Source organism: Streptomyces sp. NPDC102274 (assembly GCF_044766385.1).
In the GTDB taxonomy this organism is placed as follows: Bacteria; Actinomycetota; Actinomycetes; order Streptomycetales; family Streptomycetaceae; genus Streptomyces.
This window is the reverse complement of sequence record NZ_JBIWLW010000031.1, coordinates 79,627-103,301: the sequence shown is the minus strand read 5'-3', so window position 1 is coordinate 103,301 and position 23,675 is coordinate 79,627. Positions and strand designations below refer to the sequence as shown.

The window sequence follows — 23,675 nt, the reverse complement described above, 5'->3', positions numbered from 1 at the left end:
ACCTCATGGGCGCGGTGCAGCCGCTCCGCAGGGACGATCCGCGGTCCGTCGGCGGTTTCCTGCTGCTCGGGCGGCTCGGGGCGGGTGGTATGGGGGTGGTGTATCTGGCCCGTTCCACCGGCGGCACGCTCGTCGCGCTGAAGGTGATCCGCGCGGAGTACACGGACGACACGGACTTCCGCGTACGTTTCCGGCGCGAGGCCGAGGCCGCGGCCCGGCTCACGGGGCCTTGGCTGGTGCCCGTCAGGGAGGCCGCTCCCGAGGCGCCGGAGCCCTGGCTTGCGACGGCTTTCGTGCCGGGCCCCTCGCTGGCCGACGCCGTCCGGGTTCACGGCCCGCTGCCGGTGCACAGCGTACGGGTCCTGGGCACGCGACTGGCCGAGGCGCTGACCGAGGTGCATACCGCCGGGCTGGTGCACCGGGATGTCAAACCCGGCAATGTCCTGCTCGCGCTGGACGGCCCCCGTCTGATCGACTTCGGGATCGCGCGCTCAGCGGGCTCGACCGCGCTGACCGAGAGCGGGGTGGTGATCGGCTCCCCGGGCTTCCTCTCGCCGGAGCAGGCGCAGAGCCGGGCGGACATCGGGCCGCCGAGCGATGTGTTCTCGCTGGGCTGTGTTCTGGTGTACGCGGCGACGGGCGGCCGTCCGTTCGGTACGGGCTCGGCGCCGGCCGTACTGTTCCGTACGGTTCACGAACCACCGGATCTCAGCCAAGTCCCCTCCTCGCTCGTGGAGTTGCTCACCGAGTGCCTCGCGAAGGATCCGGCGAGCAGACCGACGACCACCGAACTGCGCGGGGCGCTGGCTGCGGCGGACGACGGGCCCTGGCTGCCGGCCGAACTGCCGCGGCTGATCGCCGAACACTCCGCGCGGGTGCTGACGCTGCCGGATCCCGAGCCGGAGGCGTCGCACGCGCCGACGCGGCAGACCGCACCGGACCGCTCGCCCCTCTCACGCCGTCGGCTGCTGGCGCTGGGGTCGGCGGCGGGAGTTGTCACCATCGGTGGCGGACTCGCCGCATGGAACGCCGTCCGGAACGACGGCACCCCGGGCTCCGCACCTCCCTCCGGGAAGCGGCCACGCTATGTCATCGGTCTGCACGGGGATCTGTCCGGACGGCGCGGTCCGGATGGTACGGCGCAGGAGCGCGGCGCCCGGCTCGCGGTGGACGAGTTCAACGCGCGTACGGACCGCGGGTTCGACCTCGCACTGAAGGTACGGGACGACGGCGGTGACGCCGGGAGGGCACGCGAAGTGGCGGCCGCCTTCGCCGCGGACCAGGCCGTGTACGCGGTCATCGGCCCGACCGGTGACGCCGAGGCCGAGACGGCCGCGCCGGTGTACGAGGAGGCGCTGCTGCCGGTGGTGGCCCTGTCGCCCGGGACGGATACCTTCACCATCGCGAGCAACCGGGTCCTCTTCCAGCTCCGGCCCAACGACAACATCCTGTGGGCACCGCTGGTGCGCTATCTCACCGAGGTCGGCTCGGTACGCAGAACAGCGGTCGTCGATGACCGGGCGACCCCGATGGGAAGCTGGATGACGACGAAGAACGTCTCGGCCAATCCGCCGTCGCAGGGCTCGGTCAGCACACATGTCATCCCGGCGGACTCGGAGGATTTCGGGCCGGTCGCCGCGGCGGTGCTCGCGCGGCGGGCGGAGGCCGTGGTGTACGGGGGTACGTCGCCACACCGCGCGGCGCTGTGCGCACGGGCCTTGCGCGGGGCGGGTTTCACGGGGATCTGTCTGGCCACCCAGCCGGTGCTTGAGAAGGCGTTTCTCACCGAGGCGGGTGGCGCCGCCGAAAAGTGGGTGATCAGCGCGACGTATGTCGATCCGGCCGAACTGCCGCGTGCGGAAGGCTTCGTGGCGTCGTACCTCAAGCGCTTTGGTGTGCGCCAGGTCGGGCGGTATGCCATGGAGGCGTACGACGCCGTGTTCTTCCTCGTCGAGGGGCTCGGAGGGCACGGGGAGCGGACGGCCGAGCGGGGGGCGCTGGTCCGGGGGCTGCGGTCGGTCACGTACCGGGGGCTCGCCAAGACGGTGGAATTCCCGCCCCCGTCACAGGAGTTCGTACCGGACGAGGGGCTGTTCCTGTACCGCGTGGAGAAGGGCGGCCCGCACTTCCTGGGGCAGTACGCACAGGTGGTCAGGGGGTGAGCCGCCGGGCGAGCCGGTCGCATTCGGTCGTATACGGTCCCGGAGTTGTCCTGTGTGCCCTCTCCTCGACCGCCTCCCGTACACCCGTCCAAGTTTTATTCTCCATCAACTGCCAATAGAAATGAGGGAGTTCGACATGCCACAGGCGATCGCACAGAGGCAGGAGGCGACAGTCTCGCACCGGATCAATTTCTGGGGCCGGCCGTCGGGCGACAGCACCGCTTCCTGGGACTACAAAAGCCAGAAGTGGGTGGTGAAGAGGCCGGACGACGGGAGCCCCGCTCTTCACCGCACGGTCCGGTGCGAAACGTGCAACAAGGAGCTGCATTACACCATTCACAGTGTGGAGGCGACCCACCGACGGCATGCCCGCCGACGGGTCGGCGCGTACGCCGGGCTTGTGATCCTACTGGTCAGCCTGGTCAGTCTCATCACCTTGGAGGACGCCGGTCCTGTGCGGATCGCGCTCACGGTCGCGGGCATCCTGGTGGGCGCCGTCTTCGGCTGGGTCAGCGCGCTGGCCGCCGCACACGACACGGGTGTGACCGGGCATGGCGCGGGCTGGCCGGGAGCCACCAAGCATGCGGTGGGGCTCATCGAGCCCCGTGGGGAGGAGCTGCCGGAGCTGGTGTGCGCGCTGTGCGGCCACCGTGAGGAGTTCCCGTGGGGCAGCCAGTACCGCAAGGGCTTTGTCCAGAAGCAGTATCAGGCTGCGGTCAGCCGACTGGAGAACCACATCTGCCCGGAGGCTTGAGCGGGGGTGGCCGCGGCGCCGGGCCGTAGCGCGTTACGCGGGTCGACAGATCGCGCCGGTCCGGTGCTCCAGCGGCGTCTCACTTCGCGGCGTGGTCAGGGGCGTCGGCTGTAGTGGCCGCAACATGTGGCAGATCATCCGCGAACTCGTCACAGACGGTGTCACGGTCTTCCTCACCACCCAGTACCTGGACGAGGCCGACGAGCTCGCCGACCGCATCGCCGTGCTGAACGACGGGAGGATCGCCGCCGAGGGCAGCGCCGAGGAACTGAAGCGGCTGATCCCTGGCGGGCACATCCGGCTCCGCTTCACCCACCCGGACACCTACCAGGCGGCCGCCTCCGCCCTGCGCGAGGTCGCCCGGGACGACGAGGCGCTGTCGCTGCAGATCCCCAGCGACGGCAGCCAGCGCGAGCTGCGCTCCATCCTCGACCAGCTGGACTCGGTCGGTATCGAGGCCGACGAGCTGACCGTGCACACCCCCGACCTCGGGCCGGGCTGTGAGTTCACCAGTGCGGACCGATTGGTCGAGCATCGTTGAGGGGAGTCGTGAACCAGTACGTGCTGGCCCGCCCCCGGGCATCGCACCGGTAGTGCTGCGCGTCTCCCAGATGGGCTGTGGCCTGGAATGGCAGCATCAGAGTGATCGGCAGCCCGGATCGCGGCTTCGACCTCGACGGCAGCGGGCCGAGGATTTGAGGTTCCTCGCATCAGTGGGGAAACGCTCCTCGGTTACGCGTGTACGAGCGTACGGTGCCGGGGGCTGGGGCGATGACAGAGCCTGTTCATGGACCAGATGGACCCGGAGGAGGGGCGACATCGTTCGGCGTGGAGCGCCGTCCTGCCCGGGTGGTCGCCTTCAGCGACGGCGTCATCGCCATCGCCATCACGCTGCTCGTCCTGGAGATTCGCCCGCCGCACGACACCCGCCACTTGCACGACCTCGCCGGGCTCTGGCCGTCCTACCTGGCCTACGTCCTCACCTTCATGCTGATCGGGCAGGTGTGGGCCAACCATCACATCATGTTCGACCACATCCGCAGCGCCGACCGAGTGGTGCTCTTCCTCAACACCGTGCTGCTGATGGACGTCGCGTTCCTGCCATTCGCCGCCTCGGTGCTGGCTCAGGCGTTCCGGGACGGACACGGGCAGCGCACCGCTGTCGCCCTCCACGGCGCCGCCTTCGAACTCCTGGCCATTCTGTTCAACGTCATCTGGGGGTACGTCCGTCGTGATCACCGGCTGCTCACCGCCACCATCGATTCAGCCGGCGTGGCAGCCATCAGCCGGCGCTTCCGGCTGTCCCTTGTCTGGCTCACCACCGGAAACCTGCTCGGCGCCCTGGTGGTTCCCGTACCCGGCGTGGCCGTGATCGCCGCCTTCGTCCTCTACTACTGGTTTCCCATCGCGGGCGAGATTGCCGAGGTGAAGCGTCGGCGTCACCATGGACATAGGACGTGACCGCCGACGGCCCGCGCCCCGTCGTCTGCTTCCGGGAGGCTCGCGGATCGGTTTGTTCACTGGCACCGAGGCGACTACCGGAGGTGTTGCTCGGCTGTGGCGTCGTGAGTGCGCTGTCCTGCCCTGCCAGTGGCGCCTTGCCTTCATACGGTTGCGGCAGACGACCATCGAACACCAGCGGGCCTTGCGTATCCCCGCCTCACCGAGCGGGGAAGCCGGCGAAGCATGCGCATCGTCCAGGAGCTCTGCGACGACTGGGGAGTCCGGGCCCTCACCAGCGAGGGCAAGGCCGTTGGGACCTGCTTCTGTCGGCCCGACGCTCACCGATCCCCACTGCTTCTGCGCGCCCCGGCCGTCAACAACAACCACCCCACCAGGGTGCGGCCACCCGCACACCCCGCACCCGGAAGGAACCCGCCATGGGACTGTCCTGGCAGCAAGGCCCCCTCTCCACCGGCGCGATCGGACACTTCCTCACCCCCGAACCCCTGCCCGACCGCATTCTGTTCGCCGAGCGGCTTCGGCGCCGCATGCGCGTGAAGTTCAATGACACCTGGATCGCCGACAGCGAGAACGTGATCGCGCTCCACGAACCGGGCCGCTACCCCGTCGCCTACTTCCCCCGCGAAGACGTCGACGAGCCGACCCTGGTACCGAGTGGCAAGGTCACCCAGCACAAGGATCTCGGTGACACCGCCTGGTATGCCGTGCATGCCGGCGACCGCACCACCGAACGCGCCGCCTGGGAATTCACCGCACTTCCCGGGCACGCCGCCGAACTCCTGGGCCGCATCGCCTTCGCTTGGCGCGCGATGGACGCCTTTTACGAGGAGGACGAACGCATCCTGGGACACGCCGCGGACCCGTACCACCGCATCGACATCCGCAACACCTCCCGCACCCTGGAAGTCCGCCTCGGCGACACCGTGATCGCCCGCTCCGAGCACCCCGTCGTGGTCTTCGAGTCCGGATTCGCCCCGCGCTGGTATGTCCCGCGCGCCGACATCGACGAGACCCAGCTGCGTCCCGTCGAAGGCCGGACCTTCTGCCCCTACAAGGGGCTGTGCGACTACTACGACATCGGCGAGGCGCGTCGCGCCGCCTGGTCGTACCGCAACGCCTACCGGGAGGTCGACCGGATCAGCGACCTGGTGTCATTCGAAGCGGACAAGGCCGAGGTCCATCTCGATGGCACGCGCCTGCATCTCGAGCCCGGGCAGAACGTCGTCCCCCACGGCGTCGATCGTGGCCTGGACGTCGACGAGGCCAAGGCCCACTGACCCCGACGAACGCCTGTCCTCATCAACGGAGCAGCTCCTGGAGCCGAAGGCGCCGACGGCCGACCGCGGCTGGTCGGCCTCGGCTTGTCGCTCACCGTGAGTTTGTTCCACAGGAAGACCTCAGCCTCGGTGAAGGCGGTGCCGTCGTCCCCGCCCGCGACCTGATGGAGATCACGGTGACGACGTCGACCGGAGTGGTGTCCCACATCCGAGCCACATCTCAGTGGCTGACCAGCGCCAACGAGCGGCTGGTGAGGCGGCACACCTCAGCGGTGAACACTTCTTTGGCGTCGTCGCAGTTGGTGAGTACCACCGCGGCGGCCCCCAGCGTGTCGTCCGGCATCGGTGACCGAATCGGGGACGGTCAGCCCGCCGTCAGTGTCGTCGAGCGAGCCCGTGCTGGCCACGGATCTCGGGATCAGCTCGCGCGGACGCGCTCCAGGAAGTCGTCGACGCCGTCGGCTCCGGCGGTACTTCTTGAATCCGGGCGCGAGGTCGCGTACGAGGGCGACGCACCGCGGGGCACCGATCTTCTTGGCGCCCTCAGGACTCATTCCTTCAGTCAGTCGATCCCTCAACAGCCTACGGCCGCAAGGAGCCGAGACGAGCGGCTCCGGGGGCGCCAGGAGCCGACGGAGTTCAACACGTGCGTGCGACGCCGGAAGGCACCGCGCATCACGCGGTGCCTTCCGGAGGACTGGATCGGATCAGAGGCTGACCAGGAGCCAGCCCCCGAGGCCGCTGCAGAAGCTCGCGTTGTAGGCGTCGGTGCGGAAGCCGGGAGGCACGGGCACGCCGGGGCAGATGTACTGGCCGGCGCGGGCCACCTGCTGGAACCACAGACCGAGGTTGTTGCAGCCAGTACGTATGTAGCCGGTGAGCACGTAACCGGGAGGGAGCGGCGAGCCCGCACAGACATACTGGCCGTCGCGGGCCAACTGCAGCAACCAGGTGTCGATGCTGGCGTTGCAGCCAATGCCGTGCATGGTGACCGAGTAGCCGGGGGGAATCGGCGAGGTGGCGCAGACCCAGATCCCGTCCTGCACGGGCTGTATGTACCAGGAGCCGGCACCGTTGCACCCGTTCGCATTGCGGAGGGTGATCACGTAACCCGCCGGTATTTCCGTGCCGGGGCAGATCCACCCGGGGGCGGCGTTCGCCTGCGTGGCGGCGACGACCGGCGCCGCCTGGGGCGCCGCACTGGCCGCGCCGGTGGCCGTGCCGGTGAGGGCAGCCACCAGTAGCGTGACCACACCCACCGCAGCGGCGAGTCGGCTCCGGACCGCCACCCCCAATGAATGACCCAGCAGATGGCGATACTTGATCTTCACTTCACACCGGTCCAATCGACGGGTTCGCGAAGCGCCACACGGGCCGTGCGGCGCCGGGCTGTGGAGCTGAAGTGACCCTAGCGGGAACCGATGCGGCTGTTAATCACGGAAGGGATACATCATCAACCTGGCCGAAACCGATATGAGGAACCGTCAGTTGTTGATACCTCTTCCTACGGGCCGTCCCGTAAAAGTTCCCTGAGGGTCGGCGGTTCGCCACCTCATGGCCGCGCGGGCCGCGTCCAGAAACGCCGGCCGGTTGTCCTCCAGGTAGTCCCGCACGCTCTCGCCGTCGGGTAAGCCTTCCCGCACCGTCCGGTTGAGGCCGAGGAAGTTTGGCGATCGGCAGTGAGATGTCCGGCAGTGTGCGCAACGTCTTCGCCGAGCGTTGCCGGATCAACTCGCTCGCGTTTCCGGGCCATTACCCCGTGAAGTGTCCGCTCTGCCTCAAGACCAACACACGGCGCGGCGGCTTCATCGAGGACGTGTACGTCAGAGGATTCACCGGTGGCGCGGTCGAGCGCGACGTCTCTTCATCAACATGAAGTACAACAGCGGGAGCGGCGCTCAGCCCGTCTCCGTCCGGAACATCGCCGTCACGGACACGGAGATCGACGGCGCGGCAGCGGTCCTCAACCTGGTGGGACTGGAGAGCGACCCGATGATAGGCATCCATCTCTCCCGCTGCACCTTCACCGGCATCAAGGGGGCCGACATCGTCGGCCATGCCGAGGACCTGACCTTCGACAGAGTGACCGTCAACGGGAACGTGGTGTCCTGAGCCCGACGAAAGCCACGGTGGAGAGCAACTTCTACAACAGCCACGACCGCCACGACAGCCCGGGCCTGTTTCAGACCGAGCGACGCGCGGAAGCTCTAGACGAGATGCGGAAACCGCTTCCGGACGAGGGGAGGACAGATCAACATCAGCCTGAGCCCGGACCTCTGTGGTTCGGTGTTGCTCCCGGTGGCTCGACGGCCCGGGGCGCCGCCCGTGCGGCGGCGTCCCGGCGCTCAGGCGCGGGCCAGCTCCTTCGGAGCCGCGAGCGGGACTGGCCGCTGCTTCGTTCGGGGGCCGAAGACGGCGAGGATGACCGAGCCGAACAGCCAGGTGCCCGCGATGAAGAAGAAGACGCTCCGGTAACCGGACCCGTTGTACAGACCGGCGATGATCAGCGGGCCGGCGGCGTTGGAGAGCCGCCCGAGGCCGTACGAGACGCCGGTGCCGAGCGAGCGGCTGTGCGTGTCGAACAGCTCCGGCGAGTACGCGTACCCCAGCGCCGTGTAGCCGCGCTCGAAGAGGTTGACGAGGAAGCCGAAGACGACGATCAGGACCGGGTTGAACGTCAGACCGTAGAACAGGCCGCACAGCGCGATGACCGCGCCGAACACCACTAGGCACCACTTGCGCTCGAACCGGTCGGTCACCAGGGCCGCCAGATAGGAGCCCAGGGGTGCGCCGACCGTGCTGAGGGCCACGTAGAAGACGGACTTCTCGACGCTGAATCCCTCCTTGGCGAGCAGCGTCGGCGCCCAGCTCGAATAGCCGAAGAAACCGATGGTCTGGGTGACCCACAACACCACCAGCAGCAGTGTCGGCCAGAGGTATCTCTTCTGGAGCAGGATCCGCAGTGGCGCCTTTTCGCGTATCGGGGCCTCGACGGGCGGCTCCGGTTCGGGAAGGGGGCCCTTCTCGGCGGCGATCTCCTTTTCGATTTCTCCGAGTACGGCGTCGGCCGCGGCGTGGTCGCCCTTGTCCTCGTACCAGCGCGGGGATTCCTTGAGGCGTCGCGCGAGGAACATGTACGCGATGCCGAGGGCGCCCCACAGGTAGACCAGCCGCCACGACCAGTCGTTGAGCGGTACGACGGCACTGGCCACGAAATTCGTGGCGGGCGTGCCGCAGATGCCGATGACGATCGCGTACGCCTGGAACTTGCCGCGCACGGTGGACGGGAACATCTCGCTGACGTAGATGACGGCCACGACGGTCATCGCGGACAGCCCTGCCGAGGTCAGCACCCGGAAGACGCCGAGCGAGACAAGGTTCCAGGAGAACACCGACGTGAGCGAGAAGACGCCGAACCACAGAGTCGTGATGTCGAGCGTTCTCTTGCGGCCCCAGCGGTCCGCCATCCAGGCGGCGACGATGGATCCGAGGAACATGCCGACGAACGACAGCGACGTGACGTATGCCACCTGGTCCACGGTGATACCCCAGAGCTTGATCAGCCGGGGGGCGGTGACCGCGAAGCTGTTGATGTCCGCGAACTCGAAGAAGTAGGCGAAGGAGACGGCCACCAGGGTCATCTTGTGGAATTTGCCGATCGGCAGCCGGTCGAGCCGGTTCTTCGCGTTGGAATTCAGCATGGGCAGGCCCTTTTCGAAAGTGGGTGTGGAAGGGGCTCAGACACCTTCGCCGGGCCAGTAGAGCCGCATCGGGTTGTCCACGAGTAGCTTGTGCCGCAACTGGGAGGTTACGGCGGCACGTGGCACGTAGTCGACCAGCAGCCCGTCGTCCGGCATATGACCGGTGAGATTGGGATGCGGCCAGTCGGTGCCCCACAGCACGGAATCCGGGAACTTTTCCACGACCCGGCGCGCGAACGGAACGACATCGGAATATGCCTCCCGCTCCCCGTCGAGAGCCGGCCGGCCGGTGGCAGTGAGCCGCTCGGGGCAGGTCACCTTCACCCACACGTCGTTCCGGTCCACGAAACGCAGAAAGCGCGTGAATTCGGGGCCGTCGACGGGCTGCGTCACGTCGGGGCGCCCCATGTGATCGACCACGAGCGGGATGGGCAGCGAGGCGAAGAAACCTTCGAGTTCTTCGAGGTCCGTGCTCTCGAAGTAGATGACGACGTGCCATCCGAGCGGTGCGATCCGGGCGGCGATCGCCGCGAGATCCTCTTTCGGCGCGGCGTCGACCAGACGCTTCAGGAAGTTGAACCGGACCCCGCGCACACCGGCCGCGTCCAGCTCGGCGAGCTCGGCGTCGGTGATGCCGGGACGGACCGTGGCGATGCCACGCGCCCGGCCGCCGGACGCGCGCACGGCGTCGACCATGGCACTGTTGTCGGCGCCGTGGCAGGTGGCCTGGACGATGACGTTACGGCTGCTGCCGAGGTGGTCACGGAGCGCGAACAGTTGGTCCTTGCTCGCGTCGCACGGGGTGTACTTCCGCTCCGGGGCGTACGGAAATTCGGCGCCGGGCCCGAAGACGTGGCAGTGGGTGTCGACGGTCCCCGCTGGGAGCGCGAATGTGGGCGTGGACGGGCCCGCGTACCAGTCGAGCCATCCGGGGCTCTTGGTGAAGGGACCGGACGGCCCGGACGGGCCCGGGAGAGTGGACGCCGTGCTCATGAGGTCCGCTCCGTCCGTCCGCCGACGTAGCGGAGCCCGGCGGCCCGCAGCGGCTCGCGCATCCCGTACATGTCGAGCCCCAGCTCACCCGCGGCGAACCGGCGCCGTTTGTCCTCCTCGTTCGCCTCGCGCTTGTGCCCCGCCTCCGCGACCTCGCCCGCGCGCCCGGCCGGTACGACGGCGACGCCGTCCGCGTCGGCGACAACAACATCACCGGGGTGGACCAGGGCGCCCGCACAGACCACGGGGATGTTGACGGACCCGAGTGTCGCCTTCACGGTGCCCTTGGCGTGCACGGCCCGGCTGAAGACGGGGAAGTCCATCTCCTCCAGGGCCGCGACATCGCGGCAGCCACCGTCGATGACGAGCCCTGCGGCGCCGCGTGCGCGCGCCGACGTCGCCAGCAGCTCGCCGAAGAAACCGTCCTCGTTCTCGGTGGTGCAGGCCGCCACGAGGACGTCGCCGGGCTCCAGCTGCTCGACGGCGACGTGCAGCATCCAGTTGTCGCCGGGCTGGAGCAGCACGGTGACGGCGGTCCCGCAGAACGCGGCACCGTGGTAGACGGGCCGGATGTAGGGGCGCATCAGGCCGGTGCGTCCCATCGCCTCGTGGACGGTGCTGACGCCCAACGGAGCCAGCGCCGCCACCTCCGTACCGGAGGCGCGGGAAATGTCCTGATGGACGACTCCCAATTCATACATGGTTCGTTGCTCCCTCTGCGTCAACGCCCCTGCTGCGACAGCAGGGCGTCGAGACGCGGGTAGACGGCGCGGACGTTGTGTTCCTGGATGTCGGCGACCTCGGCGGAGGTCAGCCCTGCGGTCTCGACGTAGCGGCGCGTGTCGTCGAAGTGGTGGCCCGAGCACGGGTCGATGTCGCGGACGGCGCCGATCATCTCCGACGCGAAGAGGACGTTGCGGCGGGGCATGACGTCGAGGAGGAGGTCGATACCCGGCTGGTGGTAGACGCAGGTGTCGAAGAAGACATTGCCGAGGAGGTGCTCCTCCAGCGGCGGCTTCTTCAGCGCCATCGCGAGGCCCCGGAACCGGCCCCAGTGGTACGGGACGGCGCCGCCGCCGTGCGGGATCACGAGGCGCAGCGTGGGGAAGTCGGCGAACAGATCGCCCTGGATGAGCTGCATGAACACCGTGGTGTCGGCGTTGAGGTAGTGCGCGCCTGTGGTGTGGAAGGCGAGGTTGACGCTGGTGCTGACGTGCACCATCGCCGGGATGTCGTACTCCACGAGCTTCTCGTACAGCGGGTACCAGGAGCGGTCGGTGAGCGGCGGCGCCGTCCAGTGGCCGCCCGAGGGGTCCGGGTTCAGGTTCACCGCGACGGCCCCGTACTCCTCCACGCACCTGACGAGCTCCGGCACGCAGGTGGCCGGGTCAGCGCCGGGCGACTGCGGCAGCATCGCGGCGGGCACGAAGCGCTCCGGGTGGAGTGTGGCGACGCGGTGGCAGAGTTCGTTGCAGACCGCCGCCCAGCGGGAGGACGTCGCCAAGTCGCCTATGTGGTGCGCCATGAAGGAGGCGCGGGGCGAGAAGACGGTGACGTCGATGCCCCGCTCGTCCATCATGCGGAGCTGATTTCCCTCGATGCTCTCCCGCAGCTCGTCTTCGCTGATGCGCAGGTCGGCGCGGTCGGGCACCGCCGAGGGGTCCGTGAGCCCGGCGATCTGCCGCTCGCGCCACGCGCCGAGAGCCGGCGGGGCGGTGGTGTAGTGGCCGTGGCAGTCGATGATCATCGCAGTTCTCTCTCGGGCGCGGGCTCGGGCTCGGGTGATAGGGGGCCGCCCGTACGGGGAAGTACGGTGCCCGTACGCGGAACGGAGTGCGGGAGGTGGTTCGGGACCATGGCGGCGCCGGCCATGATCAGGCGTGCGGTGCGCAGCAGCGCCGACCTCGTGACGCGCTGGGACGGGTCCAGGCCGAGCTGGACGCTGAACTCGCCGGCGGGGTGCTCGACGGACACGGTGATGTCGGTGGGCCGGGCGCCGGTGCCGCCTTCCGTGCCAGCGCCGCCGTCGGTCGCGACCTGGTGGGCGACCGTCCCTTCCAGTACGCATGCCGTGGCGACGGTGACGGCGGCCAGGACGCCGATCGACTCGTGGCAGACCCGCGGGATGAAGCTGCGCGTGGTGATCGTGCCTCCGTGGGCCGGGGGCGCGACGAGCGTCATCTTCGGATAGTTCTTCCCGGTCACGTCCCCCAGACCCATCAGCTTCCCGCAGGTCAGGCGCAGGTTCTCGACGCGCTCCTTGAGCTCGTCGTCTGCGTTGAGGTCGGCCACGGACTCGTAACCGCTGCGGCCCAGCGCGGCGGCCTCCACGATCACCAGGGGCTGGCCGTTGTCGATGCATGTCACACCGACCTGGCCGACGCCCGCGATCTCGACGCTGTCCCGGACTCGGCCCGTGGGCAGTAGGGACGCGCATACCGATCCGGCCGTGTCGAGGAAGTTGATCATTATCGGGGCGGCGGTGCCCGGGACGCCGTCGATGCGGGCGTCGCCCTCGTACGCGACAAAGCGGCGGCCGTCCTCGCCGAGCGGGGTGCGCACGGTGATATCGGCGGTCAGCCCGGTGTTCAGCGTCAGAACGCGTGCCGTGGTGGTCTCGCCGCCGGGTGCCAGCAGGCCTGACTCGACGGCGAACGGGACGACGGCGGCGAGCATGTTGCCGCAGTTCGGCGTGGTGTCCACGGTGTCGCTGTCGGGTTGCAGCTGGCAGAACAGGAACTCCAGATCGATGCCGTCCCGGTCGCTGCGGTCCACAACCCCGGCCTTGCTGGTCAGCGGGTGAGCGCCGCCGAGCCCGTCGATCTGGCGTGGGTCGGGCGAGCCCATCACGGCCAGCAGGACGGCGTCCCGGTCACCGGTCACGGTGGGCAGGTCGCCGGCGCGGAAGAACGGGCCGCGCGAGGTGCCGCCGCGCAGGAACCAGCAGGGGACCGCGATCTGCCCGCCCGCTGAGGGCGGTTCGGAGACGTCCGCAGGGCGGACCGTCGTGGGCTGCGTCATTGCTCTCCCGTCGCTGGTGATGGTCGTCAACTTAACCATCAACTAGATCGTTGACAATAACTTCGATGAAATAGTCACCATGGTGGAAGTGGATACACTTCGACGGACGTGAGTGTGACCAACCACGGAAGACCGAGGGGGAGACGCGTGGCGGACAACCGGGTGACCGGTCAGGAGGGTCGCCGCTTGGTGAGTTCGGGGATCCGCCAGGCGCTCTCGGAGGGGGATCTGGTGCCGGGGCAGCGCCTTGTGGAGCAGGAGCTCTCCGAGACCTTCCACGCGACTCGCGGCTGCGTCCGGGAGGCGCTACAGGACCTCGCGGCAGAGGGCCTCGTGGAACTCGTACCGCGCCGAGGCGCGCGCGTCCGAGTCGTCTCAGTCGAAGAGGCCATCCAGATCGCCGAGTGCCGGGCCGTGTTGGAGGGCCTGTGCGCGCGCCGGGCCGCTCAGCGCACCTCCACCGAGCAGCGCGAGAGCCTGCGGGAGATCGGCGACAGCATGCGGGAGGCCGTCACCGGCGGCGATCTCAACGCGTACTCCGCACTCAACCGCCGACTGCACTCGCGCATCGCCGAGATGAGCGGTCAGAAAGTGGCCGACGGGCTGCTGGACCGGCTCAAGGGCCAGATGGTCCGTTACCAGTTCCGGCTGGCCCTGCGCCCCGGCCGCCCCACCAAGTCACTGCCCCAGCACCTGGCGATCATCGAGGCGATCGTGGCGGGCGACGGCCCAGCGGCCGAGGCAGCGGCACGAGCCCATCTCGCCAGCGTCATCGAGGAGCTGCAGGCCACACCGGCCGTTACGAGCTGACCGGCCCGGCCGAGCGTCTGGCCGCCGCCCCCGGTCCGCCCGCACGGCCTGCGCCACGGCGCAGCCACCCTCATGCTCGCCGTCGGCGTCTTCGCATGATCTCTGGCGTGGCGGAGTCCGTAGCGCGACGAATCCGCCCCAGGAGGGCGTGCCCACGAACGCGGCTGCTCCCGGAGCCTTTGGGTGTCTGTCGCCCGCCGATCAGCCGATCAGGATGGCCTCCGCCTGTCGCGCAGGCCGATGTTCCGTTCAGCGTCGTGTACCGCCGGCCGTTCCTGCGAGGCGTCCGCTCCCCAACTGGTCAGCAGGCGCAGCGCCTCCTCCGAGGGGGAGCCGCGCCCGGCGTGGTAGGCCGTCAGCGACTGCTCCTGGTCGCCGGGGGAGCGCGAGAGTCTCGTAGCGCAGCGTCAGTTCCCCCACCAGCGGATGCGACAGGCGCATGCTGCCGTACCCCTTTTTCTTCACGTCGTGGGCGTGTCGCCTTCGGCGGCACGCCCACCCTGCTCATCGCGCTGCTCGCCGTGGTGATCAGCACACAGACGTAGCCGATACTGCGCCCACTCAGCTCCGACCAGGTTCCGCGCGGTCACGACCCGGCTCCCCAGGTGCCGCCCCGAGCAGCGGGGCGCCGCCCTTCGTCCGGTACCAGGCACGGCCACGGGCTGCCGGCCGGCACTGAATGCCCCCGACGTCTCCAGGAGGAGCCACCCGCGCTCCGCCAGACGTCTGGTCTTCGACCGCACCCCCTTGACCCTCGCCGGCGTCGTCCCAAGGCCCAGCTCCACCGTGATCTCCCTGGCTCGAAGCGACCCGTGACCCGCTGACCGCCGCTGTTCCAGCACGCCGAGAATCCGCTGACAGTCCGACGCCAGAGCCGTCACCGGCAGCCCCTCCCGCCAAGGCGGCACCATTGAGCCCGGCACCGGCGCGAGCAGGGGCGCCGCTTCCTTCTCCGCCTCGGACACGGCAGTGGCCTCGGCCGCGGAGACTGCCAGGGCCTCGACCAGTTCCTCCCCTGTGATCACCCGCCGGTCCAGCTCGATCTCCGCGGCCTCCAACACCTCAGCCAGCCGCGCGACTTCCTCCCGCAGGCCCTCCACCCGCACACGGGCAGCCGCCCCCTGCTCCTCCAGCATTCCCAGCACCGACGCCACCACGCACCCCTCGACCACGAAGCGGACACAAGACGGCGCATGCCTCCCTCACCCCAAGCGAAACCATGCCTGACCAGCAGGAATCAAACAATCAAGTTCGGTTGGGATACGGCTTCTGATGCCAGGCCAGATTCTCGACGGCGTTCAGGTAGTCGACGGTGGCCTGCTCAAGAACCAACAGCGCCCCGGCGTACCGCCTTCGTGATGCCCGGGTCCACCCGGTGCGGCGGCGCGACATTCTGGTGCGCGGCGAGCGCGCGGCGGTACCCGTCGCACGCCGTTTCCCGCGTCCTCACCGGGCCTGTGGAGGCGTCGGCCGTGGCCGCCGGGGTGGTGTCGGCGGGTCGGGCGCGGTCACCGAACCGGGCGCCAGGATCCGCACCGCGCGGACGACCGTCCGGCCCGCCGCGGCGTTGACGGCCTCGATGACGCGGGTCTGCTCCAGGCGGGCCTTCGTCGCCCAGGCCGACGACTCCGGGCACACGGTGAGCTGGCCGGAGTGCGCGTCGTACGCCGCGGCGGCGACGTGCCGGGCCAACTCGGGGGCGATGGCCGCCCATCGCTCCCGCAGCGTGGCGCCGACTGCCGGGAGCTCCCGGGCCCGCTCGGCCACCAGCCGGTGGCTGAACAGACGTCTTGCCGAGATCTCGCCGTACTGGTCGATGTGGTCGAACACGACCTGGTGGTCCTTCATCGCCCGCCCCCGCCACTCGCAAACCTCCTCGCGGGTCAGGTCCAGCCGATGAGCACCCGGTACGTGGCGGTGTTCGTCACCTCGGAGTATGCGTTGGACGGTTGCGGCGCTGGTTGTGTGACCGAGGCGATGTAGTTCTCCGTGAACACGGCGGAAACCCCACGATGGGTTCTGGGCGCCGAGACGGATGATCAGTTCGCGTAGTTCTTCCGGCAGGGGTGGGCGTCCTGGGGATGGTGGTTGGGTCCACTTCCGTTTCCCCGGACGTGCAGCGTTCGACAAGGCGCCGGCGGCCTTCGACCGACAGGGGCGCATTGCGGTGGTGCGTGAATGGTCTTTCCGGTCAGAAGCGCCTGATGGCCGTCAGCGGCACCATCGGATGCCCGATCATGCCCGATCGGTTCCGCGGCCCGTGCGCAAGGGAGGAACGGGCCGCTACACAGCAGCCGCACCGTCGGCGGCCACTTCCTTGCGCCCCCTCTCCGACCTCCTGACCTCCAAGGACAGTTGCCTTGTTGGTGGCGCCCGCGTCTGCTGTCCCAGGCCATATGGACGAGAATCACCCGCCGTCCCGATGACGACCAGGTCACCGGCTCAAGCAGATTCTCGCCCCCGCCGAAGCGCGAGCGTGTCGGGCGAGCGGCCCTCGGCTCTCGTCGGGCCGCTCGGATGCGGAACAGCGAGATCAAGGTGCTGTGGGCCACAACCGTGGACACACGGCGGGATCCGCGTAGTCGGGGGTGCCGTCGGGACGGCCCGCGGTCAGGTCGTCGTTGCCGTGCGTGGCGATGGTGCCGTCGGGGTTGTGCGCGGTGACGTGGTGGTTCTCGCCGGGCTGCAGGTGAATGGCGATCGACCGGCGTGGGTCGCCGCTGTGGTTGGGGCCACTGCCGTGGACGGTCCTGCAGTGGTGGAAGCTGATCTGCCCTCGGGTGAGGGTGGCGCTGACGATGCGCAGGTCGTGCTCGGCGGCGTAACGGTCGAACGTGGTCAGATCCTGGTCGAAGAAGCTGAGGTCCGTCTGCTCGTCCGAGCGGTGGCTGCCCGCTGCGAACATCACTGGTCCATGGCTCTCGGTGATGTCGTGGAACGGAACCCACGCGGTCAGCATCGCCTGGCTGGAGCAGCCACGCCAGTACTGCCGGTCCGTGTGCCAGCCCACGTTGCCCTGCCGCGCCGAGCCGCTTGGCTTGTACAGCAGTTGGTCGTGCCACAGCCGGATCTCCTCAATTCCGGCGAGCCGTGCGGCACACCCGGCGATGACGGACTGGCGGACCAGGAGGGCCAGTTCGTCAACCCTCAGCGACGCGTAGTCGTTCTTGCGCAGCACGTCGCCGTCATCAGATCGCCATCCCCAGCGGCCACTGTCTCGGTCACCGGGCAGCTGATGGTCCACATCGCCCGAGTGATGGCGGCGCATGCCCCGCTCGGCGGTGTCGAGTACGTCGTCGGTGAGGATCGGCGGGGAGATCCAGTACCCGTTCTCCCGGTAGAACGCCACGTCCTCGTCGGTCGGCAGGAAGGTGTCAGTCTTGTTCGCCATGCCCAGGACGCTACGAGGAGATCCCCTGCATCTGCGTGCAGGAGCCTTGGGCACTTGTACATAATTCTCGGGTGTCGATCGATCGCCCCACGGGACTCAGTGCCGGATTCCATGCTCATCTGCGGCACGCCGGAGTTCCCGGACTCCTCCACGCCGGCGATCAACACGCCCCGACCAGCTGGGTCATCCGCACGCACACCCACGAGGCGTGGGAGCTGTATCTGCAGTTGGCCGGCCCGCCGACGCAGTGGACCGTGGCAGAGCGGACCTGGCAGGTTCCTGCGCGTGGGCTGCTGGCGGTGCCACCGCACGTGCCGCATGCGATGACAGCCTCCAGCACGGCGCCGTACCACTTCTACTTCGCCGCGCTCGCGCCCGCGGAGATCGTGCCGCCGGACACCCTGCACCCGATCTGGCGGCAACGCCGGCCGCTCGTCATCACAGATGCCGGGTCGATGATCACGCCCTTCGAGCTGTTCCTGCGCGAGGTGACCACACACCAGCCGTTGCGCACGGCTGGACTGACGTACACCGCAGCCCTCCTTGTGACAGAGGCGTCGCGGTTGGCCGAGGGCCGGCCGCCAGGCCGCCATCTGGCCATGCACCCCGCCGTGGCAACGGCCAAAAGACTCATCGAGGACCGCCTTGCCGAGGGCGTCACGGTCGACGCCCTCGCCGATGCGGTACACCTGTCGCCGGCCCACTTCGCCGAACTGTTCCGCACGGAGAGCGGCGAGACACCGGGCCGGTACCGTGCCCGCCTGCGGATGGAGCGCGCCCGGCTGCTGCTGGCCGAGACCGACCTGCCGATCACCATGATCGCGGCCGACCTCGGCTACTCCTCATCGCAGCACTTCGCCACCGCCTTCCGCCGTGACACCCGCACCACACCGTCGCGGTACCGAGGCGCGGCTGCCGGCTCCCCGTCATCAGCCGGGTAGGGGGCCACGTGGTCGGCTCGCTGCCGATGATCCCCGGTGGCCTTCTCTCGCGCCGGCAGACGGTTGGCAAACAGCTCTGATTCGTCCTCTGCTCAACCTTTTTTGTTCGATGCGCTGACGGTGGACCAGTCCAACGATAAGTTCCACAACCAGCGTTGGACTGGTCCAACAGCCAAGTGACAGCGTCTCGTTGGACCAGTCCAACGGAAAGAGAAACGAATGGCAAAGCTGACGATCCGCGATATTGCCCGACTCTCCGGACTGTCGAAGTCCACGGTTTCCCTGGTACTGAACGAAAGCCCCAAGGTGGACCCGGCTACACGACGCCGGGTGCTCGCCGTAATGGAACGGCACAATTACGTGCCGAGCTTCGCCGCCACCGCGCTCGCCAGAGGAAACACCGGTCTGATCGGCATGATCGTGCCCGGTCTGACCTGGCGCTTCATAGCGGACATCAACTACGGCGTCGCGAAGGTGGTCGAGAACACCAAGTACGAGATCCTCCTGTTCACCAGCACCAACGAACGTGACTACGGAGGTGCCATCGACCGGGTCGTGAGCTCCGGCCTGTGCGCCGGGCTGATCGTGGTGGCCCATGACCAGCAACCGATGGACCGCCTGGTCGATCTGCACCACGGAGGGATGGCCATGGTCCTTGTCGACACCCTCGGCGCCGAGAGCGAGCTGCCCGCGGCCGGGGCCGACAACTACAGCGGGGGGCTGCTGGCCGGCCGTCATCTGCTCGGCCTCGGCCACCGCCGGATCGCCAGTATCCTCGGTCCCCTCGACCATCCGTACGTCCAGGAGCGGCGGCGCGGGCTGCGGGACGCCCTGCGCGAAGCCGGCCTGGAACCCGAACCCGAACTGGACGTCGACACCGGCTTCGAGGACGCGGTGATCCGCACCCGTACCCGAGAGTTGCTGCAGTTGCCGCCGGACCGTCGCCCTACGGCACTGTTCGCGTACCACGACTCGGCGGCCTTCACCGTGCTGGACGAGCTCGCGATGGCCGGCGTGCGGGTGCCGGAGGACATGTCGGTGATCGGGTTCAACGACATCGACGCCGCGGCCCATGTGCGTCCGGCCCTCACCACGGTCCGGCAGCCGTTCGCCGAGATGGGGCGGCGTGCCGCCGCCATACTCCTCACCGCGCTGGACGACAACCCATCCGGCGAGTCACAGCGCATTGTTCTGCCCATCGAATTGATCGTCCGGGACAGCACCGCTCCCGCACCGGAAATCCATTAGCCACCTTCCGCAGACTGAAATCCATGTACCGCCTCACACGTCCCACCGGTGGAGCCGCAGCACGATGCAATAGGGCATCGTGCCCACCAAATACCCGGAAGGGTCATCCATGAGGCATTGCATAAATCCCAGGAATGCCCGCCGCAGATCCCTGGTGGGAAAGCCGGTGTATTTTCTCGCCGCGCTGTTTCTGACCGTCTTCTGCCTCCAGTCGGTCCCGGGCGCGGATACCGCCGCCGCCGACCCGGTCGAGATCATGGGCTCGGACCCCTTGACCGGCTTCACCGAGGTGAAGGGAGATCCGGCCCCGCAGCACGAGATCGTTCCCGTCTCCGGCTCGCCCGACTTCGCCCAGGCGCTGCAGATCGCCACCACATCGGCCCCGAAGAGCGCGGGTCTCGACGGCGAGTACGAGATCACGCTGGGCGCGCCAACCGCCGCTGCGGTCAAGGCGGGGGACGCGGCCGTGGCGACGTTCTGGGCTCGCTCGGTCACAACGCCGGCCGGCTCGGATGCCGGCAGCGCCACCTTTGTCTTCGAACGTAACGGAGGTTCGTACAAGAAGTCCGCGAACGCGGCGCTGCGACTGACGTCCGCCTGGCAGAAGTTCACCTTCCCCTTCCGGATCGCCGAGGACTACGCGGCCGGCGAGGCACACGTCAACTTCTGGCTCGGCTACGGCGCTCAGACACTCCAGGTCGCCGGTGTCTCGGTGCGGGACTGGGGCCCGGGCGACCCGGCCGGCTTCCCGAAGGTGACCTACGAGGGCCGCGAGGCCGGTGCCGCGTGGCGCTCGGACGCGGACCGGCGGATCGACGAGTACCGCAAGGGCGATCTGAAGGTGAAGGTCGTCGACGAGAACGGCGACCCCGTGCCCGGCGCAACAGTCAAGGCGGACATGCAGCAGCACGCCTTCAAGTTCGGCACCGCCGTGGACGCCGCCCAGATGATGAGCGGGACCACGGACGGCCAGAAGTACCGCCAGGCCCTCAGCAACGGCGACTTCAACCAGCTCACTCTCGCCAACGACCTCAAGTGGACGCGTTGGGAGAACAGCGTCTACCAGCAGACCGTCACCCAGCCGGCCCTGAAGTGGATACGTCAGCAGGGCTTCGCCTTCCGCGGCCACAACCTCGTCTGGCCCTCATGGGGGTATCTCCCCGCCGATCTGCAGAACCTGCAGGACGACCCGACCGCGCTGCGGGCCCGGGTCGACGGCCACCTCGCGGACGAGACCGGCTCGCTCACCGGGAACGTCGAGAGCTGGGACGTCGTCAACGAGCCGTACTCCGAACACAATCTGCAGGACATCCTCGGCCCCGACGAGATCAACCGCTGGTACGTCCTGGCCAAGCAGGCCGACCCCAAGGCCCGCATGGTCCTCAACGACTACGGCCTGCTGGAGAACAACGGCTGGAGCAAGCGCCACCAGGACTACGTCTACAATCTGGTCAAGCGGATCAAGGACGGCGGCTACCCGGTCGAAGGGATCGGTCTGGAGGGCCACTTCACCGCTCTGCAGCCCACTGCTCCCGCGGACATCTACCAACTGCTGAACCGGTACGCCTCCCTCGGACTGCCCCTGGAAGCCACCGAGTTCGACATCACCACCGCCGACCAGCAGCTGCAGGCGGACTACACCCGTGACTTCCTGACCATCCTCTTCAGTCATCCCGACGTGACCGGGATCAGCACCTTCGGGATCTGGGAGAAGGGCATCTGGGACCCGCTGGCCGCGCTCTACAACGCGGACTGGTCCCTCAAGCCCAACGGCCAGATGTGGCACGACCTGGTGACCAAGGAGTGGTGGACCAACGCTTCCGGTACCACCAACGCCTCGGGTGACTACGACACGCGCGGCTTCGTCGGCGACTACCTGGTGACGGTGACGGCCAACGGTGCCACTGAGAAGGTGCGCGTCCGCATGGGGTCCAACGAGGGCAGGACGATCACCGTGGTCGCCGACGGCAAGCCGTCCGACGACTCCGATCTGCTGGGTAACGGCAACGCCGAGCTGGGCAGCGTCGGTTGGTACGGCTTCAGCCCGAGCACGGTGAAGCCCGACACCAGGAACGTCCACTCCGGCTCCGTCGCGATCCGCTCCACCGGCCGCACCGCCGAGTGGCAGGGACCGGCCGAAGGCGTGCAGGTCACCGACGGCGAGAGCTACACCTCCAGCGCCTGGGTGCGGCTGGCCTCGGGCGCCGACACCACCGCACAGGTCAAGCTGAAGCTGTCGTACACCGACGGCACCTCCGAATCGATCCCGCTCGCCTCCGGTACCGCCTCGACCAGCGGCTGGACGAAGTTGTCCACCTCCTCTGCCGTGTCGCTGGACTTCGACGGCAAGACCCTTTCCAAGGCCGAATGGTGGGTCAGCACCACCTCCGGCACCGGTGATCTCCTCCTCGACGACGCATCGCTCAAGAACGGAGCGTGAGCCCGCATGTCACACTTCTCCAGACGGGGCTTCCTGGCTGCCTCCGCCGCCCTCGGCGGCACCGCACTCACCACCGCCGTCGCGGGCTGCTCGTCGTCGTCCGGCTCCACGGCACCCGGCACCACGACGGTCAACCACTGGGACTGGTACGTCAGTCAGGCACCGTGGTTGGAGCGCGAGATCGAGCTCTTCCAGAAGAAGTACCCGAAGATCAGGATCAAGCGCACGGTCCAGGTCAGCGACAAGTACCCCGACCTGGTCAACCTCGCCTTCCGCGGCGGCAACGCCCCGGACATGCTGATGATCCCCAAGAGCCCGCAGTTCGACGCGCAGGTGAGCAAGGGCTGGCTCCGCTCGCTGGACAGCTACGCCACCACGCAGTGGCGCAGCCGATTTCCCGACGGGAGCTTCTTCAACGGCGTGAACATGGTCGAGGACAAGGTGTACAGCGCGCCGTTCGGCGGCACCTCGGCCTGGCTCCAGTTGTACATCCACAACGGCCTGTTCAAGGAAGCCGGGATCACCAACGCGGACGGCTCCGTGAGGATCCCCAAGACCTGGGACGACGTCACGTCCGCAGCGGATGCGATCACCAAGAAGACCGGTGGTAAAGCGTACGGCCTCGGATTCGGCAACGCGCAGAACGCCATGCTTCCCTGGTGGGTCGAGTTGTTCGTACGCGGCGCCGGCTCACCCGCCGGCTACGGCGTGGACGGCCTCGACTACCGGGTCGGCAAGTGGACGTTCGGCTCCGACCGCAATTACGCCGACTTCGTCGAGTTGCTGCTGGAGTGGAAGAAGAAGGGCTACATCTACCCGTCCTCGATGTCCATAGGCGACGAACAGGCCCGTGCGTTCTTCGAACGCGGCAAGTTCGGCATGATCGTCGGTGGCGTGTGGAACCAGTCGACCTGGACCGAACACAAGTTCACCGACTACAGCCTGACCACGCTGCCGTCGCCGACCGAGACTCCGGAGGCGTTCTTCTACTACCAGCCGGGCGGCCAGGTGTGGGCAATGTCCCAGGACTCGAAGGTCTATGACGGGGCCTGGGAGTGGTTCGACTGGCTGCACAGTCCTGCGGCCGGACAGCGCTGGGTGGAGGCGGAGCAGGGGCTGTCGATCTTCCCGCAGGCGAACCAGAGGGCCAGGATCGATTCCAAGGTCTTCCAGGCATTCGTCGACCTCCGCAAGTACGCGCTGCCGTGGCCCGTCCCCGCGATCCGCAATCCCGAGGTGTCGAAGGTCAGCATCGCCTCTGTCACACCGGACCTGCCCGACGTGCTCACCGGCCTGTACACCGGGCAGCTGAAGAACGTCAGCGACTCTCTCACCGCCCTGGAGGACCGCCGGAACAAGGCCCTCGCCGACGGTGTGCAGGCGGCCCGCGCCAAGGGTGCAAAAGTCAGCCTGGACGACTGGCTGTTCAAGGACTGGGATCCCACCAAGCCGTACGAGCCCAAGCCGGCGTAA

General features: G+C 68.3%; 21 protein-coding genes and 3 pseudogenes. 12 read left to right on the top strand and 12 right to left on the bottom strand.

What is annotated here, in order from left to right:
* Positions 1 to 5: 5 nt before the first annotated feature.
* From ACIRQP_RS32290 to ACIRQP_RS32270, 5 genes and pseudogenes are all read left to right on the top strand, one after another.
* Entirely contained in the window at positions 6 to 2,162 is a 2,157-nt protein-coding gene (locus ACIRQP_RS32290; protein WP_403896349.1) for a bifunctional serine/threonine-protein kinase/ABC transporter substrate-binding protein, read from the top strand.
* Positions 2,163 to 2,298: 136 nt separating this feature from the next.
* Positions 2,299 to 2,916, top strand: a complete 618-nt coding sequence (locus ACIRQP_RS32285) for a hypothetical protein (RefSeq protein WP_403896346.1) — start codon at positions 2,299 to 2,301, stop codon at positions 2,914 to 2,916.
* A gap of 112 nt (positions 2,917 to 3,028) precedes the next feature.
* Positions 3,029 to 3,457, top strand: a pseudogene (locus ACIRQP_RS32280) (ABC transporter); the annotation flags it as partial.
* A 287-nt stretch (positions 3,458 to 3,744) separates the two neighbouring features.
* Positions 3,745 to 4,377 (top strand): TMEM175 family protein, encoded by a 633-nt coding sequence (locus tag ACIRQP_RS32275; RefSeq protein WP_403896344.1) that lies wholly within the window; start codon positions 3,745 to 3,747, stop codon positions 4,375 to 4,377.
* A gap of 419 nt (positions 4,378 to 4,796) precedes the next feature.
* A complete protein-coding gene (locus ACIRQP_RS32270) occupies positions 4,797 to 5,657 on the top strand; it encodes a DUF427 domain-containing protein (protein WP_403896341.1) in 861 nt (286 codons plus the stop codon).
* Between the two features lie 220 nt (positions 5,658 to 5,877).
* On the opposite strand, the gene ACIRQP_RS32265 is transcribed toward ACIRQP_RS32270, so the two are convergent.
* From ACIRQP_RS32265 to ACIRQP_RS32255, 3 genes and pseudogenes are all read right to left on the bottom strand, one after another.
* The gene (locus ACIRQP_RS32265; RefSeq protein WP_403896339.1) at positions 5,878 to 6,000 is read right to left on the bottom strand and encodes a hypothetical protein; all 123 of its coding nucleotides are present in this window, start codon (positions 5,998 to 6,000) and stop codon (positions 5,878 to 5,880) included.
* Between the two features lie 364 nt (positions 6,001 to 6,364).
* Positions 6,365 to 6,988: a hypothetical protein gene (locus ACIRQP_RS32260; RefSeq protein WP_403896337.1), complete on the bottom strand. Its 624-nt coding sequence runs from the start codon at positions 6,986 to 6,988 to the stop codon at positions 6,365 to 6,367.
* Positions 6,989 to 7,141: 153 nt separating this feature from the next.
* A pseudogene (locus ACIRQP_RS32255) lies at positions 7,142 to 7,321 on the bottom strand (hypothetical protein); the annotation flags it as partial.
* 2 nt (positions 7,322 to 7,323) lie between these two features.
* Here ACIRQP_RS32255 and ACIRQP_RS32250 point away from each other — a divergent pair.
* A complete protein-coding gene (locus ACIRQP_RS32250; protein WP_403896335.1) occupies positions 7,324 to 7,533 on the top strand; it encodes a hypothetical protein in 210 nt (69 codons plus the stop codon).
* Positions 7,530 to 7,769 carry a hypothetical protein gene (locus ACIRQP_RS32245; protein WP_403896333.1) on the top strand — a complete coding sequence of 80 codons (240 nt, stop codon included), beginning with the start codon at positions 7,530 to 7,532 and terminating at the stop codon, positions 7,767 to 7,769. Before ACIRQP_RS32250 ends, ACIRQP_RS32245 begins: the two co-directional genes overlap by 4 nt.
* Before the next feature lie 233 nt (positions 7,770 to 8,002).
* Here the strand turns inward: ACIRQP_RS32245 and ACIRQP_RS32240 are convergent, their stop codons facing one another.
* From ACIRQP_RS32240 to ACIRQP_RS32220, 5 genes are read right to left on the bottom strand one after another with little or no spacing between them, the layout of a single operon-like run.
* A complete protein-coding gene (locus ACIRQP_RS32240; RefSeq protein ID WP_403896330.1) occupies positions 8,003 to 9,358 on the bottom strand; it encodes an MFS transporter in 1,356 nt (451 codons plus the stop codon).
* A gap of 36 nt (positions 9,359 to 9,394) precedes the next feature.
* Entirely contained in the window at positions 9,395 to 10,351 is a 957-nt protein-coding gene (locus tag ACIRQP_RS32235) for an amidohydrolase family protein (protein ID WP_403896328.1), read from the bottom strand.
* Complete coding sequence (ligK, locus tag ACIRQP_RS32230; RefSeq protein ID WP_403896325.1) at positions 10,348 to 11,052, bottom strand: 4-carboxy-4-hydroxy-2-oxoadipate aldolase/oxaloacetate decarboxylase; 705 nt, start codon at positions 11,050 to 11,052, stop codon at positions 10,348 to 10,350. Before ligK ends, ACIRQP_RS32235 begins: the two co-directional genes overlap by 4 nt.
* A gap of 20 nt (positions 11,053 to 11,072) precedes the next feature.
* Entirely contained in the window at positions 11,073 to 12,098 is a 1,026-nt protein-coding gene (locus tag ACIRQP_RS32225; RefSeq protein WP_403896322.1) for an amidohydrolase family protein, read from the bottom strand.
* Positions 12,095 to 13,372, bottom strand: a complete 1,278-nt coding sequence (locus tag ACIRQP_RS32220) for a 4-oxalomesaconate tautomerase (protein WP_403896321.1) — start codon at positions 13,370 to 13,372, stop codon at positions 12,095 to 12,097. The genes ACIRQP_RS32225 and ACIRQP_RS32220 overlap by 4 nt, the downstream gene beginning before the upstream one ends.
* 189 nt (positions 13,373 to 13,561) lie before the next feature.
* Between ACIRQP_RS32220 and ACIRQP_RS32215 the strand changes: the two genes are divergently transcribed.
* The gene (locus ACIRQP_RS32215; RefSeq protein ID WP_403896399.1) at positions 13,562 to 14,182 is read left to right on the top strand and encodes a GntR family transcriptional regulator; all 621 of its coding nucleotides are present in this window, start codon (positions 13,562 to 13,564) and stop codon (positions 14,180 to 14,182) included.
* Between the two features lie 209 nt (positions 14,183 to 14,391).
* Here the strand turns inward: ACIRQP_RS32215 and ACIRQP_RS32210 are convergent.
* From ACIRQP_RS32210 to ACIRQP_RS32195, 4 genes and pseudogenes are all read right to left on the bottom strand, one after another.
* Positions 14,392 to 14,671 (bottom strand): annotated as a pseudogene (locus ACIRQP_RS32210) (hypothetical protein); the annotation flags it as partial.
* Entirely contained in the window at positions 14,644 to 15,336 is a 693-nt protein-coding gene (locus ACIRQP_RS32205; RefSeq protein WP_403896319.1) for a hypothetical protein, read from the bottom strand. The pseudogene ACIRQP_RS32210 and the gene ACIRQP_RS32205, both read right to left, overlap by 28 nt.
* Before the next feature lie 292 nt (positions 15,337 to 15,628).
* Positions 15,629 to 16,030: a DUF721 domain-containing protein gene (locus ACIRQP_RS32200; RefSeq protein WP_403896316.1), complete on the bottom strand. Its 402-nt coding sequence runs from the start codon at positions 16,028 to 16,030 to the stop codon at positions 15,629 to 15,631.
* Positions 16,031 to 16,715: 685 nt separating this feature from the next.
* Positions 16,716 to 17,573: a phytanoyl-CoA dioxygenase family protein gene (locus tag ACIRQP_RS32195; protein WP_403896313.1), complete on the bottom strand. Its 858-nt coding sequence runs from the start codon at positions 17,571 to 17,573 to the stop codon at positions 16,716 to 16,718.
* Positions 17,574 to 17,644: 71 nt separating this feature from the next.
* Between ACIRQP_RS32195 and ACIRQP_RS32190 the strand changes: the two genes are divergently transcribed.
* From ACIRQP_RS32190 to ACIRQP_RS32175, 4 genes are all read left to right on the top strand, one after another.
* Positions 17,645 to 18,514, top strand: a complete 870-nt coding sequence (locus ACIRQP_RS32190) for a helix-turn-helix domain-containing protein (RefSeq protein WP_403896310.1) — start codon at positions 17,645 to 17,647, stop codon at positions 18,512 to 18,514.
* A 219-nt stretch (positions 18,515 to 18,733) separates the two neighbouring features.
* On the top strand, positions 18,734 to 19,762 hold the full coding sequence (locus tag ACIRQP_RS32185; RefSeq protein ID WP_403896308.1) for a LacI family DNA-binding transcriptional regulator: 1,029 nt from the start codon (positions 18,734 to 18,736) through the stop codon (positions 19,760 to 19,762).
* A 154-nt stretch (positions 19,763 to 19,916) separates the two neighbouring features.
* On the top strand, positions 19,917 to 22,202 hold the full coding sequence (locus ACIRQP_RS32180; RefSeq protein WP_403896305.1) for an endo-1,4-beta-xylanase: 2,286 nt from the start codon (positions 19,917 to 19,919) through the stop codon (positions 22,200 to 22,202).
* A 6-nt stretch (positions 22,203 to 22,208) separates the two neighbouring features.
* Positions 22,209 to 23,675, top strand: a complete 1,467-nt coding sequence (locus ACIRQP_RS32175) for an ABC transporter substrate-binding protein (protein ID WP_403896303.1) — start codon at positions 22,209 to 22,211, stop codon at positions 23,673 to 23,675.